The 19,048-nt window shown below is 45.0% G+C and carries 16 protein-coding genes; 1 reads left to right on the forward strand and 15 read right to left on the reverse strand.

Annotated elements, in window-relative coordinates; translation table 11 throughout:
- The first annotated feature begins 128 nt into the window (after positions 1–128).
- On the forward strand, positions 129–1,418 hold the full coding sequence (locus tag DESDI_RS12040; protein ID WP_015262889.1) for a replication-associated recombination protein A: 1,290 nt from the start codon (positions 129–131) through the stop codon (positions 1,416–1,418).
- 97 nt (positions 1,419–1,515) lie between these two features.
- On the opposite strand, the gene trxA is transcribed toward DESDI_RS12040, so the two are convergent.
- The 15 genes from trxA to recJ all read right to left on the reverse strand — a co-directional run bounded on the left by trxA (position 1,516) and on the right by recJ (position 19,016).
- Positions 1,516–1,845 carry a thioredoxin gene (gene trxA / locus DESDI_RS12045; protein WP_015262890.1) on the reverse strand — a complete coding sequence of 110 codons (330 nt, stop codon included), beginning with the start codon at positions 1,843–1,845 and terminating at the stop codon, positions 1,516–1,518.
- Between the two features lie 58 nt (positions 1,846–1,903).
- On the reverse strand, positions 1,904–2,182 hold the full coding sequence (locus DESDI_RS12050) for a metal-sensitive transcriptional regulator (protein ID WP_041219942.1): 279 nt from the start codon (positions 2,180–2,182) through the stop codon (positions 1,904–1,906).
- 127 nt (positions 2,183–2,309) lie between these two features.
- A complete protein-coding gene (aspS, locus tag DESDI_RS12055; protein ID WP_015262892.1) occupies positions 2,310–4,088 on the reverse strand; it encodes an aspartate--tRNA ligase in 1,779 nt (592 codons plus the stop codon).
- Positions 4,085–5,362 carry a histidine--tRNA ligase gene (hisS, locus tag DESDI_RS12060; RefSeq protein ID WP_015262893.1) on the reverse strand — a complete coding sequence of 426 codons (1,278 nt, stop codon included), beginning with the start codon at positions 5,360–5,362 and terminating at the stop codon, positions 4,085–4,087. The genes aspS and hisS overlap by 4 nt, the downstream gene beginning before the upstream one ends.
- 772 nt (positions 5,363–6,134) lie before the next feature.
- Positions 6,135–7,979: a MutS family DNA mismatch repair protein gene (locus DESDI_RS12065; protein ID WP_015262895.1), complete on the reverse strand. Its 1,845-nt coding sequence runs from the start codon at positions 7,977–7,979 to the stop codon at positions 6,135–6,137.
- 230 nt (positions 7,980–8,209) lie between these two features.
- Positions 8,210–9,523 carry a DUF4179 domain-containing protein gene (locus DESDI_RS12070; RefSeq protein ID WP_015262896.1) on the reverse strand — a complete coding sequence of 438 codons (1,314 nt, stop codon included), beginning with the start codon at positions 9,521–9,523 and terminating at the stop codon, positions 8,210–8,212.
- The gene (locus DESDI_RS12075; RefSeq protein ID WP_015262897.1) at positions 9,520–10,044 is read right to left on the reverse strand and encodes an RNA polymerase sigma factor; all 525 of its coding nucleotides are present in this window, start codon (positions 10,042–10,044) and stop codon (positions 9,520–9,522) included. Before DESDI_RS12075 ends, DESDI_RS12070 begins: the two co-directional genes overlap by 4 nt.
- Positions 10,045–10,175: 131 nt before the next feature.
- A complete protein-coding gene (locus DESDI_RS12080) occupies positions 10,176–10,382 on the reverse strand; it encodes a helix-turn-helix domain-containing protein (RefSeq protein WP_041219457.1) in 207 nt (68 codons plus the stop codon).
- A 13-nt stretch (positions 10,383–10,395) separates the two neighbouring features.
- Positions 10,396–11,013, reverse strand: a complete 618-nt coding sequence (locus tag DESDI_RS12085) for a DUF2975 domain-containing protein (protein ID WP_015262899.1) — start codon at positions 11,011–11,013, stop codon at positions 10,396–10,398.
- Between the two features lie 192 nt (positions 11,014–11,205).
- Positions 11,206–12,759, reverse strand: coding sequence for a coproporphyrinogen dehydrogenase HemZ (gene hemZ / locus DESDI_RS12090; RefSeq protein WP_015262900.1), 1,554 nt, complete (start codon positions 12,757–12,759; stop codon positions 11,206–11,208).
- Complete coding sequence (locus DESDI_RS12095; protein ID WP_015262901.1) at positions 12,756–13,373, reverse strand: MBL fold metallo-hydrolase; 618 nt, start codon at positions 13,371–13,373, stop codon at positions 12,756–12,758. Before DESDI_RS12095 ends, hemZ begins: the two co-directional genes overlap by 4 nt.
- 13 nt (positions 13,374–13,386) lie before the next feature.
- A complete protein-coding gene (gene dtd, locus DESDI_RS12100; RefSeq protein ID WP_015262902.1) occupies positions 13,387–13,836 on the reverse strand; it encodes a D-aminoacyl-tRNA deacylase in 450 nt (149 codons plus the stop codon).
- Position 13,837: 1 nt separating this feature from the next.
- The gene (locus tag DESDI_RS12105; protein WP_015262903.1) at positions 13,838–16,027 is read right to left on the reverse strand and encodes a RelA/SpoT family protein; all 2,190 of its coding nucleotides are present in this window, start codon (positions 16,025–16,027) and stop codon (positions 13,838–13,840) included.
- Between the two features lie 30 nt (positions 16,028–16,057).
- Complete coding sequence (locus DESDI_RS12110; protein ID WP_015262904.1) at positions 16,058–16,579, reverse strand: adenine phosphoribosyltransferase; 522 nt, start codon at positions 16,577–16,579, stop codon at positions 16,058–16,060.
- 16 nt (positions 16,580–16,595) lie between these two features.
- A complete protein-coding gene (gene recJ, locus DESDI_RS12115) occupies positions 16,596–19,016 on the reverse strand; it encodes a single-stranded-DNA-specific exonuclease RecJ (RefSeq protein ID WP_015262905.1) in 2,421 nt (806 codons plus the stop codon).
- Between the last annotated feature and the right edge of the window lie 32 nt (positions 19,017–19,048).

The following is a 19,048-nucleotide window of genomic DNA, read 5'->3' on the forward strand; positions in this document are numbered from 1 at the left end:
ACTTTGATTCATTTAAAAATCTAAGTATACTAAGATTAGTTCATCTAGCCACAAAAATTCCCGTGGCTCATTAATAAACCTAATATACAAACCTATTGATTTTCGTTTCAGAAAGGAATTGTTTCCTCATGGATCTATTTTCTGTTTCCTTCAACCCCCATCAAGTGGCACCTCTAGCTGAGCGAATGCGCCCTCGTTCCCTTGATGAATATATCGGGCAATCCGAGATTATAGGACCGGGCAAACTCCTGCGCCGAGCTATCGAAGCCGACCGGGTCACCTCTCTTATTCTTTACGGACCTCCCGGAACAGGGAAGACCTCGCTGGCTCAAGTCATTGCCAACACCACAGCTGCCAGCTTTGTGCGCATCAATGCGGTATCCTCCGGAGTCAAGGACATTCGCGAAATCATTCAAGCGGCCACAGAGCAGCTTCATCTTTACGGCAAAAAGACGCTGGTATTTTGTGATGAGGTCCACCGTTTTAACAAGGGGCAACAAGATGCTCTACTCCCAGCCGTGGAAAACGGAACGATTACCTTTATCGGGGCCACAACAGAAAATCCTTTTTTCGAATTGAACTCCGCACTTTTAAGTCGCTCGACCTTATTTCGTCTGCAAACACTGACTGAAGAGGAGATACGCTCGGGTTTAAAACAAGCCTTAGAGGATAAAGAGCGCGGACTGGGAGACTATACTGTCGATATTGCACCGGAGGCCTGGGAGCATTGGCTAAATTATGCAAATGGAGATCTACGCCGAGCCTTGAATGCTCTAGAGCTTGCCGTGCTGACCACCCCCCCTGAACAAGGAATACGTCATATTTCTCTGGGAGTAGCAGAAGAATCCATTCAACAACGCGCCATGCGCTTCGATAAGGATGGAGATAATCACTATGATATTATCTCTGCTTTTATCAAGAGCATGCGTGGCTCCGATCCGGATGCTGCCCTCTATTGGTTAGCCGTTCTTCTGGAATCTGGAGAGGACCCTCGCTTTATTGTCCGCCGCATTCTCATACAAGCCTCTGAGGACGTGGGATTAGCAGACCCCATGGTCATGCTGCAGGCTCAAGCTGCAGCTAACGCCTTGGAATGGTTGGGGCTCCCTGAAGCTAGAATTCCCATCGCCCAAGCCGTATTAGCCCTAACCACTGCACCGAAAAGCAATAGCGCCTACACAGCCATCGATTCTGCCTTAAACTATGTACGCACCCATCCTACCGCCCCGGTTCCAGAACATCTCCGCGATGCTCATTATCCTGGTGCAAAAAAGTTGGGACATGGTAAAGACTATCTTTACCCCCACGCCTACCCTGGCCATTGGGTAGAACAGTCTTATCTACCTGAAGGAATCCAAGGAGAAGCCTTCTTCACTCCTTCAGGAATCGGCAAAGATATAGGTAATCGAGGGAAATAAAATCAATAGGGAGAGCCGTAAAACTACTTAGTAGTTAACGGCTCTCCCTTGATCTTTACTTAGTGTGACGCTGTGTGGTGCTGTATAGTGCTACTTATTAAGCGTGCTTTTCCAGCATTTTTACCAAATCGGCTTTACCACGGAAGCCTACGGATTGTTCAACAAGCTCTCCGTTTTTGAAAATCGCTAAGGTTGGGATGCTCATGACCTTATATTGTCCCGAAACTGCCGGTTGCTCATCCACATTCACCTTGCCAACTGTAACTTTTCCTAAATATTCATTGGCTAATTCTTCAATGACTGGGGCAACCATGCGACAGGGACCACACCAAGCAGCCCAGAAGTCAACTAAGACGGGTTCTTTTGATCCCAAAACATCTGAACTCCAATTTTCTGCTGTAAAGGTTTTTACATTTTCGCCTGCCATAAAATGTCCCTCCTCGAAATTTGTTGGATTACACAGGGGTTGTATAGAATTTAATGGACTACTTCATGAATTTCGCTAAGACAGAAACGAGCTCTTCGACCGATTCATCCTGACGATTTTCTTCCACGGCTCTCATCAGACATTCCCGTGAATGACTTTCGACAATTAACACCCCAACTTTATTGATGGCCGCACGCACAGCTGCGATTTGGATTAAAATATCTACACAATATTTATCCTGATCCACCATTCGTTGGAGTCCCTTGACCTGTCCTTCAATTTTCTTCAACCGTCGCAAAACGTCTTCTTTGGGCGCATTATCCGACTTTACCTGCACTACACGTTCCCCTCCTAAATACCCATAGGGGGTACCAATAATTCTATTATAATAAGAATCATTTCCCATGTCAAAGATTTTTCTATTAATAATTTAGATGGAGTTCATTACTAAATCTGATGCCTTATTATTTTGCTTTACTCGGGAGAATATCCGTCTTAATATGCAATTCTTTTAATTGCTTGTCATCCACTGAGGATGGAGCCTGGATCATGAGGTCAGATGCACTTTGGGTCTTAGGGAAAGCGATGACATCACGGATATTATCCTTACCGGTTAAGAGCATGGTCAACCGATCTAAGCCAAAGGCAATTCCGCCATGGGGTGGTGTTCCATATTCGAAGGCGTCTAACAAGTAACCGAATTTAGCTTTGGCTTCTTCAGGGGTCAGTCCTAAGAGATCGAACATCTGCTCTTGGACATCTCTTTGATGAATCCGGATGCTTCCTCCACCCAATTCGATCCCGTTTAAGACCATATCATAGGCCTTAGCTCTAGCCTTACCGGGCTCAGTCTTTAAGAGAGCAATATCCTCTGCCATGGGCGCAGTAAAGGGGTGATGGATAGCCACAAAGCGCTTATCCTCTTCATCCCACTCGAGAAGGGGGAATTCTGTAACCCAGAGGAAATTCAAGGCGTCTTCTGCTATGAGACCCAAACGTTTTCCTAATTCCAATCTCAGGTGACCCAGGGCATCGGCAACCACGTTCTCTTGATCGGCCACAAAGAAGAGGATGTCCCCTGTCTCTCCTTTTAGCTTTGCGATTAGGTCATTGAGTTGTTCTTCTGTAAAGAATTTAGCGATGGGGGATTTGATACCCTCCTCTCCTAAGACGATATAGGCCAGTCCCTTGGCGCCATAGATGCTCACGTATTGCACTAAGCCATCCAGTTCCCGACGTGGCATGCCTGCACAGCCTTTAGCGCAGAGACCCTTTACTCGTCCGCCTTTGGCCAAGGTGTCTGTAAAGACCTTAAAGTTAGAATCCTTAACACACTCGGCCACGTCCACCATTTCCATACCAAAACGGATATCGGGTTTATCGGAGCCATACAGTTCCATAGCTTCTTTATACGTTATCCGTGGGAAAGGACGGGGCACTTCTCGACCTGTCGTTTCTTTAAAAATGCGAACCATGAGTTCTTCCATCATGGGTAGGATGTCTTCTACTTCGACAAAGGACATTTCTACGTCCAGCTGAGTGAATTCCGGTTGACGGTCCGCCCGTAAATCTTCATCGCGGAAGCAACGAGCGATTTGGAAGTACTTCTCCATCCCCGAGACCATGAGAAGCTGCTTGAAAATCTGGGGAGATTGAGGCAAGGCATAGAATTCCCCCGGGTGAACCCGGCTGGGAACCAGATAATCTCTAGCTCCTTCTGGGGAAGATTTTATCAACACCGGCGTCTCGATTTCGTAGAAGCCTTGGCAATCGAAGAAATTTCGCATAATTTGGGTCACCTGATGGCGGATTTTGAACACCTTTTGCATTTCCGGACGTCGTAAGTCTAAGTAGCGATACTTGAGACGGACCATTTCGTCTACATCGACATCATCCTGAATATAGAAAGGAGGAGTTTTCGCTCCATTTAGTATATCCAGAGATTCTGCGACAACCTCGATTTCTCCTGTCTCTAGATTGGGGTTTGCTGAACCCTCAGGACGCAAGCGAACTTTGCCTTGGATGGATACTACATATTCTGAACGTATACGTTCCGCCGCAGCAAATTCAGGCATATCGGGATTGAATACAACTTGGACAAAGCCTGAACGATCCCGGAGGTCCACAAAGATGACTCCCCCATGGTCACGACGGCGTTGTACCCAGCCTAAAAGATGAATTACCTCTCCTGCATGGGTTCGTCTTAAGCTTCCTGCTTCTGTTCGATCAGATAATAAGGTCATTGGTTGCCATCCTCCTTATATTGCTTCAACACTTGCTCTTCAAATTCTTTGAGGGTGAGTTCTTCCTGCTCTCCTAATCTGAGATTGCGCAAAATGATGATTCCTTTACTGAGTTCCTCTTCCCCAAGAATACCCGCATACTTCGCTTGCACTCGGTCCGCAGCCTTCAGCTGAGCTTTGAGACTCCGACCTAGAAGGTCGATGCTTACAGGCAGGCCTTTCTTACGCAAACGACTGATGATGGCAAAGCCTTCACTTTGAGCCTTTTCGCCCAGAGCCACAAGCATTAAAAATTCTTTTTTGTCTTCATCTTGATGTTCTTGCGAGAGCTTCAGAGCAGCAAGAACTCGTTCCATCCCCATGGCGAAACCTATTCCGGGTGTTTGAGGTCCGCCAACCTCTTGAACTAGCCCATCATAGCGGCCACCGCCGCAGATTGCACTTTGAGCGCCAATATCCTCTACCAAAACCTCAAAAGCCGTCTTCCGATAATAATCTAGACCTCTTACGAGACGAGGATTCACCTTGTACACAACCTCGGCCGCCGTTAGCAACCTTTTCAGTTCCGCAAAGTGCCCCGCACAGTCTTCACACAGGACATCCAAAGTGGTTGGGGCTCCCTGGGTAATTTCCTGGCAGGAAGAATTCTTGCAATCTAAAATCCTCAAGGGATTCTTCTCAAAGCGCGACTGACAATCTTTACAAAGTTGTTCTTTGTGCGGTTCAAGAAATTCTTGGAGCTTCTGCTTATGCTCCGGGCGGCAGGTTGGGCACCCGACAGAATTCACATGAACTTCTAGACCCTTTAAGCCTAAGCGGCTATATAGATCCCACACCAAGGTGATGACTTCCGCATCCACCATGGGCTTGTCTGCTCCCAATACTTCTACTCCAAACTGATGAAACTGCCGGAAGCGACCCGATTGAGGCCGTTCATAGCGAAACATGGGACCGATATAGTAGAGCTTTACCGGTTGGGGTCCTCCATAGAGTTTATTCTCTACATAAGCCCGACAGACGGAAGCTGTCCCTTCTGGCCGCAGGGTAATGGACCGATCTCCTTTGTCGAGGAAGGTATACATTTCCTTATTGACAATATCTGTAGTTTCCCCAACCCCCCGTTGAAAGAGCTCAGTGGCTTCAAACATGGGAGTGCGAATCTCTTGGTATCCATATTCCTTACAAATCTTGCGTATTTGCTCTTCAAGACCTTGCCATTGTTCCACAACTCCTGGCAGCAAATCTTGAGTTCCTTTCGGACGCTGAATGGCCATATTTCATACTCCTTTCTAAAATAAACTAATATCTCTCAACAGATTCTTCTATCCTTCGATAGATCGTTCTATAGATCCTTTAGTCACTCTTCCCTCAGGATGATACAAATAAAAAAAGCCCCCTCCCTTGCTATTAAGCAAGGGACGAGAGCTCCCGTGGTGCCACCCTTATTGACGGACTCAAAAAATTCCGCCCACTTTGCAGTCCATAACGAGACCAAACGCTGTCTTTTCTGTTCTTGGGGTGTCCTCCTAAGCATCTCCCAGGCTAGTTTCAGTCCAGGCTAGCCTTCCCTGCAGAGAGATTGATGCACAGTCTCTTCCCAAAAGTTAATTCAGAAAATCAAGTTCAGTATATTCTAATTGAGATTTTGTTTGGGATTTTGTCATTTTTACAATGATATAAAAAGTATTATATTACAATATCTTAACGAGTGAAGAGAAATTTGTCAATGTATAGTATACAATTTTTATTATTTACAGTGTATCCAAGGAGGTACAATTGTAGTCAAGATTACGAGGACCAAAATATATACTCAATTAAAAGGCCTACATGTTTAGCGTGATTCAGGGAAAACTTAAAAGACAAAGATAGGAGGTTAGTAATGATGTCAGACAAACAAACAGACAAGACTCGTACTCACGCACCCAATGCCGATGATAAAACTCAAAGCCCCAACAAATCAGATCGTTATATTGATAAAGCAACTAAACAAAAGTAAGATCGGAGCACCTCCGATCTTTTCTTTTACCTTATATCCCATATATATGGCTATTGATTTATATCATTGACCTCTATCCCTGCAAGGCGGATTAGATATAAAGCATTGCGAGTGGTGGATATTCCCTCTCGAAGTTTATAGTCAAAGAATATCTCATTATCCTGATAATGTTCACGAAAGTGGTAATTTATGATTTTACTGTTACTTTTCTTCTCAAGGTCACCCAGTTCTAAATCGTGGGTGGAAACAAGTCCCATAGCCCCATCTTTTTGCAATTGTTGAATCAGAGCAATGGCCCCCTGATGGCGGTCGTGGGAGTTGGTCCCTTTAAAAATCTCATCCAGCAAAAAGAATACGGATCTCTCCGTTTTCGCAGCTTCCACAATTTCCTTGATTCTTAGAATTTCGGCATAGAAAGATGATATACTTTGCTCCAAATTATCGCTAACACGCATACAAGTCCAAAGATGAAAAATAGAGCAGCGGAAGTGCTCTGCACAGACAGGAGCACCTGTATAGGCTAGAAGTAGGTTCGTGCCAACAGTGCGCAGGAAGGTACTTTTGCCTGACATGTTGGATCCTGTAATCAAGGCAATTCCTGAGGGCTCCTGAAGGGTAAAGTCGTTGGCTACCCGCTTTACGGTAAGTAAAGGATGTCCTAACTTACGGGCAGACAACCCCTGCCAAGCAACGTTCCCCGCCTTTTCATTGCTGTTCTCCACAATGTCGGGCATGACCCATTGAGGATTTTCGAAGGAAATAGTAGCAAGACTTGCTAATGCTTCCATCTCCGCGATAACCTCCAACCAAGTTTTCAGTAATCTGCCTGACCCACTTTTCCATTCTTCAAGGGCAATCAAACAATGATAGTCCCAAAGGGTAAGGATATTAATGGCTATAAACATAGCATTATCGCGATTAGAGATGCGCTCGACAAGCTTAGATAACTTCTGAATTTGGCACTGTGCAGAATGTCCTTCTTTATCACGCAAAAGACTCTGTAGTCTATTAAGCTCATCCGAATGAAATTTCTTCTTTTCCAGCAGCTTTAACATTTCGGAGTAGGTTTTCAAACTTGCTTCGTGCTTATAAACCATCGATAGCACTTTGGAACGATCCTTGCCATAAAGTTGGAGCAGGAGGATTTGTGTGCCAATCAGCAAAGCCACCATTTGCCAAGGAATCCGTCCTCCATAAAGATAAAAAGCGGTCGCCACGCAGGTGATCGTCGGCAGTACGGTCACCCCTAGCTTAAGCATAGGCTGCAAATAAGCCTCTTCTCTTTCCTCTGCCCACTGGATAAACGGTTCGGTAGCCTGGAATTGATCGGCTACAACCGCTCCTTCTGCTTCGAAACGTTGACGCCATCCTAAAGCTTCCCCTAATTCAGTGATTGCTGCTTGACGCTTGGCAATTTCCCCGTGACTATGCTGAGAGTTTTTTAGTGTACTGCTCAGCGCCTTTCTGCCCAAAGGAGAGCAAGCTGAATTAATCCATTGAAAAATAGAAGCCTGGCCAAAAAGATCAAGATCCGAAGCATAGGGATGCATGTCATCCTTGAATTCTGCTCCTACATCTTTGAAATTCACCCACTCACCCGCGAGGCGTTCTAGACCCTTTTGATTAAGATTTGCAAGAATCTCTGCATGTCGTAATTGGGCACGAACCTGGCGATGTTGGGATGCAAGATATAGGAAAAAACCAAAAGTAAGAACCCCCATTAGGATTCCCAAGACACTACTTACTGTAAGATAGAGAAAAACAGCAAGAGCAAAGCCCACCACGAATGAGAATAACCGGTAATTGCTTAACTGATTGGCTGCTCGTTTTTGTTTGGTACTTAAGTTTTCATAAGCTTGTTTTCTATTCGAATATATTCTTTCCGGAACGCTCACAGTATACCTCCTGCAGGTTAATGGTGTAATTATACCATAATTTAGAAAGAAAAGATCATCCCTTCTATTCGGGATGATCTTTTGCTTTTACTTCTTGCAATGAAGCTGCCAATGTACTCCGAACTTATCTGTAAACTTCGCATACAAGGGACTGAAAAAGGTTTTCTGCAGATCCATTTCCACAGTTCCCCCCTGTGATAAGGCAGCAAGGGTATTGCGAGTCTCTTATTTTAATCGAGAGGTATATTGATTACTTCATTATAGGTCGACCTGTAGGTCATGGATTTTACATCCAATTCAAGTCCCTCTCCCATTCCTAGGAAGCGTAAAGTCCTCTGATGCTTGATGATTCCATCTGAGCTTTTATCGTATTGATCATCGATGGTTTCTTCTAGCGCAATCTGCTTACCATCAGCTACGAGATAAACCTTGGTTAAAATTACGCTTTCTTCACTGGTAAGGGTGATTAGCGTCTCCTCCTCCCTTACTACGATTTCATTAATCTCTACATTCTGCCCTAAAACATCTAGGGTTTGATTTTCTTTGCCAGTTTGAAGCTTAAACCTTTGATTTACATCATGATCTGCTCCAAAACTTACTAGTTCAAGCTTTAAGTCGTTCAAAGGGGCGGGTAGCGCATTAAAATCTCTATGGAAGGTAATTCCTTTCAGATCAGTGCTCATTCCACCACCCTGTCTTTCTACTTCGATACTGTTAGCAATTAACCTGAAGGATAAATCTCGCGGTCTAAATCGCTCCCCACTTACCGTATCCAGAGCTAAACCGATTATGCCTTGAGCCGATCCTCTAATGACCGTCTGGGTAGGCGAAGCCAGGATGGACTCAACCGTAATATTAGTTTCATCCACTTTTATCACCTGATTTAGCTCTTTCTTTAGGGTGTGTCCCATGGCCGTATTTCTATCCAGGACAAAAGAAATTTCAGCAGGAGTACTTATCACTTGGTTATCGAGGGCAAAATTGAGAGTTAGCTTTCTGGCTAAAGGAGGCGGGGGTTCAAAGCTGGCAATATATTTTATCTCTGACTCTTCGTCATTGATCAAGCCTTGGGAACCATTAAAGCGACTTTCTCCTAAGAAGCCTTTCAAGGACACAAACGGTGATAGTGCATCGTCTACGTCCCCGTCAGGATCCTTTACCGTGTAGAAAAGGAGAAGTTGGTTTTCATCCAGCATCACATAATCGACCGTTAAGGACACTCCATTGGCAAAGGTGTTACTTTTACCAATCAGCTGACCTTTACCCAGATTATTGAGCTCTCTTAGAGTTCCATCCATCACTTGGTCATAGCCAAAAAGCTGCTTACCATAGGAAGCAATAGCATCATAATTAAAGCTAACGAGAAGGACGAAGACAAGAGCCACAGCGATCTTGAGTTGCCGAGTATACCGTTGGTAGAAAGGCATTGGCTTCTGCTCCGCTTCTTCCAGGGCATTTCGCAGCCTTATTTCCAGCTCATCGGGCACTTGGATACGATCCATTTGAGCCTTACTAGTTTCGAACAGATCTTCAATAGTCTTCATCCCTGCTCCACCTCCATCCTGTGCTTAAGCTTTTGTAGTCCAGTGTGTATTCGTGATTTTACAGTACCCAGAGGAATTTTCAACAGGTTAGCGATGGTTTCATAATCCATATCCAGAATAAACCGCAGTCTTAGTGCCTCTTGATACTTCGGATTTAACTCCGCAATATGGGCTTCAAAAGCCATCCTCTCTTCATGTTCACTAATCGGCTCCTCATAGGATTCTTCAGGAAGCTCCTGGAGCAAGATGACTTTATTCCTTTTACGCAAGTTCTGCTTACAGCAATTGACTAAAATTATTTTACTCCAGCTAAAGAAAGCTTCTGCATCTTTTAATCCCTTAATATTTTCAAACACCTTAAGGGTCATATCTTCCATGGCGTCTAAAGCGTCTTCCTGGTCCTTCATGTAGATATAGGCTAGGCGATAAAAGTCTTGTCTCTGACTCATGATCAGTTCGATTAAGGCTTCCTTATCTCCCAGCTTAGCCTGTTTCACTCGGTTTAGGATATCTTGCTCCACTCTGCCACCACGCTTTCTATAGATAAGAGTATTTAGCCCCTAAAAAAGTTCATTTTTAAAGATGAAAGATAGAAAACAACCATTCCCATAGATTTGGGGTATGGTTGTCTACTTCACTGCTCTATCTCTTCTCAGTCTTCTACAAACTCTAGGATATCACCCGGTTGGCAATTCAGCGTACTACAAATAGCTTCAAGTGTTGAGAAACGAATCGCCTTTACTTTTCCCGTCTTCAGGTTTGAAAGATTAACATTAGAAATACCAATACTTTCTGCCAACTCATTAAGCTTCATTTTTCTATCGGCTAGGACTCGATCCAATCTAACTACAATGGCCAAGCGTAACACATCCCTATAGCGTTGTGTCGAATTCTTCTTGAAGGTAAACTCCATATCTGAATATATCTGAGATCAAGAGAACAATCACTCCGATAATTATTCCTTCGAAATGAACACTAGATAAATCAAAAGCAAAAATCTTAGTTGCAAATATAGCACATAAAAGAGTGGCGATCAGTTTGGAAGTGGCTGAGTAAATAATTATGGAATAAGCCAGTCTATTCAAGCACTTGGAATTCTTCACATTAAAGGGGGTCTCATCCGAATAAGCTGATTTTGAAATAGTAATTAATTGTTTAATTCCGTAGAGGATTAAAGCAAAGCTAACAAAGAAAGAACCCATGTACGCAAGCATAGCATATTTCGCACTAAACCTACTACTATCAATAGCTTGAATAATCTTATATGGAATAGTTGTAAAGAACTGAGCTCCGTCACCGAATGTAAAACTGATTGTCCATTCAATATTGTCTTTAACTGCTGTAAATCGATCAGGTGAAGTAAATGCAAAAAATACGAACGCGATTAAAGCTGCAATATAAATGATCACTCCAATGATTAGGGCTCCTGAAACAAGCATATGAATCAGCCCAGCTCTATTCTTAACCCTTAACAAATCATTCTGTACCACTATATCCCCTCCATTATCTACAGTATGCGGAGATGATATTCGTTTGTCAATATATAATTAACGATAAACATTAACTTCCATGTAAATGCTATTCAAAGACGCAAAAAGCCTGGTCGATATCATAGTATCCCCAGGCTTCATCCCTATAGACTCAACATATAGGCATCTTACCACATACAGCCTGATCTCTGACTAATAACCCTTGCTTATGTGCTTCAAGTTTTCCGCTCTTTTCCTTTGTATCTCTCCCCATCGCTTCAGGTAAACCTGCCAATCGGATGGATGATGAAAGTTGATTAGGGAAAAATCCACAGGATTTACGATCTTACTGGAAGCGCCTGCTCCCATACCAATGACATTTTGCTGTTCTTCCATGATTCCGATATTATAGCGGCATTCCAGTCCAGGTTTTGCAAGACCGATATTCTCCAAATTTCCGGCGATATGCTTTTGGCGATAAAGATAGTAGGGCTGCATTCCCATGGAACGGGCGCTGGTCATGACGACTTCCTGCATAACTTCCAGTTCGCTTCCCAAATTTTGCGGCAAACCTTGTTCATGCTCCTTGGAACCCCGTTTAATGGCTAAAGCATGAACTGTTAGATTATCGGGATCTAATATCTTAATCTGCTCAAGAGTCTCTTGTATATCCTTTACCCCTTCCCCGGGCAGCCCCATAATTAAGTCCATGTTTATAACCCAGTCCGGAATCTTCCTAGCAAGCCTATATACCCTAAGGATATCCTCAACAGTATGGGCCCGACCAATGCGTTGTAGAGTCCTATTATGCATGGTCTGAGGATTAATGCTGAGCCGGTTGACACCGCTCTCACGGAGAGCCAAAAGCTTCTCCTGAGAGAGGGTATCTGGTCGACCTGCTTCCACAGTCAATTCTACTTCTATTTTTGCAGGGATAGTATTCATTATTAAAGCTATGAGTTGACTTATCTCTGAAGTGGTAAGGACCGTCGGCGTGCCTCCACCAAGGTATATAGAATCAGCCACAAGCCCAGTAGCTCCCATCCATTCTCCAGCGGTGCGGATTTCCTCCCCTAATCCCACTAAATACTGCTCTAACGGCTCCCTTCCTCGCTTTAATGAATAAGCCGGAAAAGAGCAATAAGAGCAGCGTGTCGGGCAAAAAGGTATGCCTACATAAATCGCTACATGGTTCGGATGGGACCTCATCATTTTAAGGTAGGGCTGCTGAATTGAGACGACTTCTTGAAGCAAGTGAGCTTTATCCTCACGAACCCCATACAATCGCTGTAAAGATTTTTCCCTTTCCTCAAGAGTATATCCAGCATCATTCAAACGATGGAGAATCTTGCTGGGCCGAATACCGGTCAGAATCCCCCAAGGCGGGGTATGGCCTGCTATCTGAGGAAGGAGAGCTAAGATCCCTCTTTTTAACAAGAGCTTCCGTAGACTTTCCTTTCCTGCATAAGGGTGGGCTAAAATAGCTTGCACATCATCCACATCTAACACCACGATGGCTCCCCTAAAATATCCTTCGATTCGCCAAGGGGTCTCGGGATAATGAATATCTATATGAAGTATCTCGATCTCAGGCAGTGCAAAGTCAGTATCACCTTGATTGACATCTATTGAGTTGCGTTCTTCAATAAGAGCTGTGCCTTCCTCTTCAAGTCTCACCAGAGCTTCTGGGAAAAAAGCTCGGCATAAGGAAAGACCCGCTGCCAATTCGGAGCGGGATAAGGTGTTGCTTTTTAAAATGATGTTCATTGCAAAAACGGGTTAGCCCGCTTCTCCCTCCCAATCGTAGTCTCTGGCCCATGGCCTGGATACACCATGGTATCATCAGGTAAAATGAGCAGCTTCTTCATAATAGAGTTAATTAATTCTTCCATGGATCCACCTGGAAAGTCAGCCCGACCAACGGAGCCATCAAAAAGGGTATCTCCACTAATCAAGCCCTCGGCAGTCAAAAAGCATACGCCGCCAAGGGAATGGCCCGGTGTGGCAATGACAGTGAGTCTCAGATTGCCAACTTGGAGCACTTGACCCTCTTCAAGAAAGAAATCTGCTGGCTTAAATTCGTAGGATTTACCCAACATACGAGACAAGTTGTGTGCTCCACTGGTCAGCATGATGGCATCTTCTTTATGAATCCCTACTTTTGCTTGATAATGCTCACGCAAGTCGTCTACAGCCCCGATGTGGTCAAAATGACCATGGGTTAACAAGATGTATTCTACCTGAACGCCTTCTTCGGCAATCCATTTCTTAAGGCCGGCACTGTTTGCGCCCGGGTCAATGATGGCTGCCTTTTTGGTCTCTGGGCAGCTGACTAAATAACAGTTCGCTCCCAGTGAACCTACGGCACGACATTCTATCATTAGCAATCCCCCCCTAAAAATTCTTCTCACTATCTAAAAGCATCGTTACCGGTCCATCGTTGACCAGCTCTACCTTCATCTCTGCCTGAAAAACTCCCGTTTCCACATGGATTCCGTACCCCCGTATTTTTTCAACGGCCTGCTCAAATAAAATTTTAGCTTCCTCAGGAGGTGCTGCGCTTGAAAAGCTTGGACGCCTACCCTTGCGGCAATCGCCATAGAGTGTGAATTGGGAAACCATGAGGACTTCTCCGCCCACATCCAGTATTGAGCGATTCATTTTTCCATCCTCATCCTCGAAAATCCTCAGCCCGACGATCTTATCGACTAACCAATCCAAATCAGACACCCCATCCCTTTGACCCACACCGAAGAAAATCAGCAATCCGGCCCTAATCTTACCTACAACTTCTCCTTCTACAGATACGGAGGCTTGGGTCACTCTCTGAACTACACTACGCAAATTAACGTCCCCCTAAATGTACCCGTTCCACAGAACTAATATCTTTAATTCGTCGAATCTTCTGGATGACATTATACAAATGCCCCAGGTTTCGGATCTCGATACTCAGTTGGATATGGGTAATTTTATCTTTGCCGACACGGGCATTAATAGCTAAAATACTGGTTCGCGTCTCTAAAACCGCATTCATCACATCCGTCACTAGCCGTGGTCGATCCAAGGCGAAGATCTCCAAATCTACTGGGTAGATTGACTCTACTTCCGTATCCCAAATCACTTCGACCATCCTAGCTTGTTCCTCAGGAGAATGAGATTTGATATTGTCACATTCTCGTCTATGAATGGAGACGCCTCTACCCCGAGTGATATAACCTACGATATCGTCCCCAGGCAAAGGGTTACAACAACGAGAAAAACGGATCAAAATATTGTCGACCCCTTTTACTCTTACTCCCTGACTAGCCTTACCGTAGCTACTGGAATCCCGGGCAGATTTTCCATCTCCCTGTTGCAGAGCTTCTAACTGAATCCTTTCCCGTTCTTCCTTTGTAAAATCCTCCCGCAGGCGCATGAGGACTTTATTAATCGTAATTGCGCCATCTCCCATGGCAGCGTAGAGATCATCTAAATTCGTGATATTATAGGATTTGGCAATCTTGAGAAGTACTTCTGGGAGGAGCACCTGAGTGGGATCTAATCCAAGCTTGCGTACTTCGCGCTCAATCCCCTCGCGCCCACGCACAACATTCTCTTCCCGTTTTTCTTTCTTAAACCAGCCACGAATCCGGTTCTTAGCTTGGGAGGTCTTGACAAAGGACAGCCAATCCCTACTTGGTCCATTGCCCTGCTTTGAGGTAAGAATCTCAACAATATCTCCATTGGTTAACTTTGTCTCCAACGGGACAATACGACTGTTAATCTTAGCACCCACGCAGCGATGCCCCACATCCGTATGAACCCGATATGCAAAATCCACCGGGCATGATCCTGCCGGTAGCTCGACCACATCCCCTTTTGGGGTAAAGACAAAAACTGTATCTGCAAAGAGATCGATCTTCAGGGACTCCATAAATTCGCCGGCATCCCGGGAATCATGCTGCCACTCGAGAAGCTGTCGTAGCCAAGAAAGCTTTTGTTCAAAATTTCCCCCTGCAGGTCTGCCTGCGCCCTCCTTGTATTTCCAGTGAGCAGCAATACCATATTCAGCAGTACGATGCATTTCCCAAGTTCTGATCTGAATTTCAAAGGGTTCTCCATGAGCCCCAACTAAGGTGGTATGGAGCGATTGATACATATTGGGTTTAGGCATAGCGATATAATCCTTAAACCGTCCCGGCAAAGGTTTCCACAAAGTATGAATAATTCCCAAGGCACCATAGCAATCATTGACAGAATCTACAATAACCCTAACGGCAGTTAAATCATAAATCTCACTTAACTCTTTATGTTGATTAATCATTTTGCGATAAATGCTATAAAAATGTTTCGGACGCCCCGATATATCCGCCCGAATTCCTACTTCCGATAAACGGCTACGCAGCTGGGTAATGACCTCATTGATTTGAACTTCCCGTTCTGCTCGTTTCAAAGCGATTCCTTCGGATAAGTCATAGTACTCTTGGGGTTTCAGATAGCGAAAGGATAAATCCTCAAGCTCCCATTTGATCCGGAAAATCCCCAAGCGATTAGCGAGGGGAGCAAAGATTTCTATGGTCTCTTGAGCAATTTCTTTTTGCTTTTTCTCGGAATGGAATTTTAACGTACGCATATTGTGCAGGCGATCCGCTAATTTGATCAAGATGACCCGGATATCCTTAGCCATGGCTAAGAACATCTTACGCAGGTTCTCGACTTGCAGTTCCTCTTTGCTCTTGTACTCGATGCGTCCTAATTTTGTGACCCCATCCACCAACAAGGCCACTTGGGAGCCGAACTCCTTTTCGATATCTTCGACGGAGTATTTTGTGTCTTCCACCACATCATGGAGAAAAGCCGCTGCAATCGTTGCCTCGTCCATTTCTAGTTCCAATAAAATTTTGGCCACTTCCAGAGGATGCTGAATATATTCTTCTCCAGAATTACGAAGCTGCCCACGGTGCGCTTCTTCAGCAAAGGAATAAGCCTTCTCCACAAGCTTAATCCCTTCTGGAGATGCTTTATGCAATTTTTCCATGAGCTCGCCTATCGACATCACTCTGCCCCTCTCTTGTGCCACTTCTTCCTAATAATTCAGCAAGGAAAAAATATCATAGCCTTGCAACTTCTTACGACCTTCCAGAAAACTAAGTTCGATTAAGAAACCCATACTGACAACTTGAGCTCCCGTCTTTTCAATTAGGCGAGCAGTAGCTGATGTCGTCCCGCCGGTAGCTAGCAAATCATCCAAAATGGCCACCCTTTGCCCCGGCCTTAGTGCATCAGCATGAACTTCTAAGGTATCACAACCATATTCGAGTTCATAAGTTTCACTGACCGTTTGGCCAGGGAGTTTTCCCGGCTTACGCACGGGTACAAAGCCAATTCCTAAGGCATAGGCTACTGGAGCTCCCAACAAAAATCCGCGGGCTTCCGGTCCCACAATGATATCCGGTTGATATCCCTTAACTTGCTCGACAATGTTATCAATAGCTGCCCGATAAGCCTCCCCATCTTTTAAAAGGGTCGTGATGTCTTTAAAGGAAATACCGGGTTTGGGAAAATCCTCAATAACGCGAATATATTGGTCAAAATCCACTATTTTCACAACTTTCACCTTTCCTTTACCCTAGCTTGTTTTGCCCCTTGTCTAGCCGTTGCTTAAACTCAGTCCAAGGTAATGTTCTATAATCTTCGCCGAAGGCCTTAACATCCTCCCAGCGTCTTTTAGCCGTCCGAAAACGCAAAGATGATTCTAAATCTAGCTTTTGAGTAGCAGGTATCCATTCTAAATCCGCTTTTTGATCTGTATAACGCAAGCAGCGTAACAAACCTAATTCTTCAAATATTCTCAAGGCCACTCGAGCTTGCCAGAGGGGTAAGTCTTGCATCTGCCAAGAAAACGGATTTTTCTTAATAGCCAAATCATATAACACTCTGTAGATTTGGACAAGGTTTTCTCTGGATAAATAATCCGTGCGCCTTTTCAGCAGGTCGTCATCAACCCTACTTTGAGCAAAAACGAACCCCCCAATCCCCTGTCCTCGTGACTGAGAAATACACTCGTAAACCTCTTGCCAAGACGAAGGAACCCCTAAAATCATCATCCACTGAGCTTCTGGATTCAGCCCTCTCCACTCGGGGGTTGTCCCGGTACAATCCCAAAGGTTGACCAGTTTTCCCCAGTCTTCAAGGGCTTGCATCCATTCTTCCCGATTCTTCTCTCGCCAATCCATGACTTCAAGGTCCTGAGCCAATGCCCTTTCCTCAGGGTTCTCGGCGGATCCCACGGCAATTTCTTGAAGAGCTCTTTGCTGTTCATCATTTTCAAGCCAAGTCGCCTTGGGCAGAATGTCTTTTATCATTAATTGAATGCATTGAACCCCTCGGAAGGTATTCCATTCCAATCCAAAGGCAACATCCACTGTTGGGGAATTGATAATCTTCTCTATTTCCTCGCCTTTACGAAAGGCAATACCTTCCCATTCCCCACGGGGACCAAAGCTGCATTTAAGATGGGCCTGATCTTTACCCACTGTGTCTGCCTGATACAGGGTATAATCTTCACCCGCGAGTACTGGGTTGGGGTTACCAAAGCCAAAGGGCGCAAGATGTTCCAGCTCCCGCATCAATGAGGCGTCAATGGACTCCAAGGGGATGTATTGATCCACCCGAAGGCGCTCGTAAAACAGCTCTTCCGGCAACTTTTCCGCTGAACGATTCAAGGCCTCGCGCAGTAAGGGTATATTTTCCTTCTTCAGGGAAAAACCAGCCGCTTGACAATGGCCACCGAACTTCTCTAGGAGTTGATCTTGCTCCCTAAGTTCATTCAACACGTGATAGCCACCGATGCCGCGGGCGGAACCTTTACTCAGCTCTTCTTCCTCGGAAATAATAAAAACAGGTCGATAATAGCGCTCGACTATGCGTGAAGCGACAATCCCTATCACTCCATGATGCCAATTCTCCGCCGATAACACGATAACCCTTGGGATGGGGGACTTTTCTAGAATCTCCACTGCCTCTGCGACGATTTCCTTTTCTGTGTCTTGACGCAAGGAATTTTCGCGGCTTAAAAATTTCGCCAATTCCTTAGCACGCTCTTCATGTCCTGTAAGCAGCAGTTCCAATCCAGCACGGGCACTATCCATACGCCCAGCGGCATTGATCCGCGGGGCGACCATAAAGGCTATTTGCCCAGCCTTCAGTGGTTTATTCCACAACCCACATTCTTCAAGTAAAGTCTGCAAGCCCAGATGGATAGTATGTTCCATCTGGCGTAAGCCAGAGGCTACAATAATCCGGTTCTCTCCCACTAAGGGGACAAGGTCGGCAATCGTTCCCAACGCCACCAAATCCATGACTTCAAGAATAGCATACTCTCCCGTCTCACCCTGATCCAAAGTCTCCAACAGGGCTTGAGCTAATTTAAAAGCCACTCCCACTCCCGCCAAATCCCGAAAAGGATATCCGGAGTCGGGGATTTTCGGATTAAGGATAGCATAAGCCTGGGGTAGAATAGCGGGGGGTTCATGATGATCGGTTAGGATGATGTCTATTCCTAAGGTCTTCGCATACTCGACCTCTTCCACTGCGGTAATACCGCAATCCACTGTAATAATCACCTTTACATTGGCTTGTGAAGCTTTTAATATAGCCTCCTTATGTAAACCATAGCCTTCGTCCATGCGGCTGGGAATATAAGCAACAGCTTTTAACCCGCAATTCGTTAACACTTTATAGAGCAAGGTTGTGCTGGTTACCCCATCCACATCATAATCGCCATAGATGAGGACTTTCTCCTCTCCGCGCCGTGCGCTCTCCAAACGCTTTAGAGCTTGAGCCATTTCTCGAAAAGCAAAGGGAGAGTGAAGATTTAGTAAAGAGGGTCTTAAAAATTCAAGAATTTGCTCCTCCGTCTCAACTCCACGTTGTCTTAATATATCTGCAACCACTGTGGATATTCCCAGGCGTTGAGAGATGGAATAGTTTTCCTCTTTCAGCCCTGGAAGGGGTTGTGGTCTTGTCCATAATTTTTTCGTCATACTCTACCTCCATAGGCACCATTATACCTTAT

It is taken from the genome of Desulfitobacterium dichloroeliminans LMG P-21439, assembly GCF_000243135.2.
GTDB lineage: Bacteria > Bacillota > Desulfitobacteriia > Desulfitobacteriales > Desulfitobacteriaceae > Desulfitobacterium > Desulfitobacterium dichloroeliminans.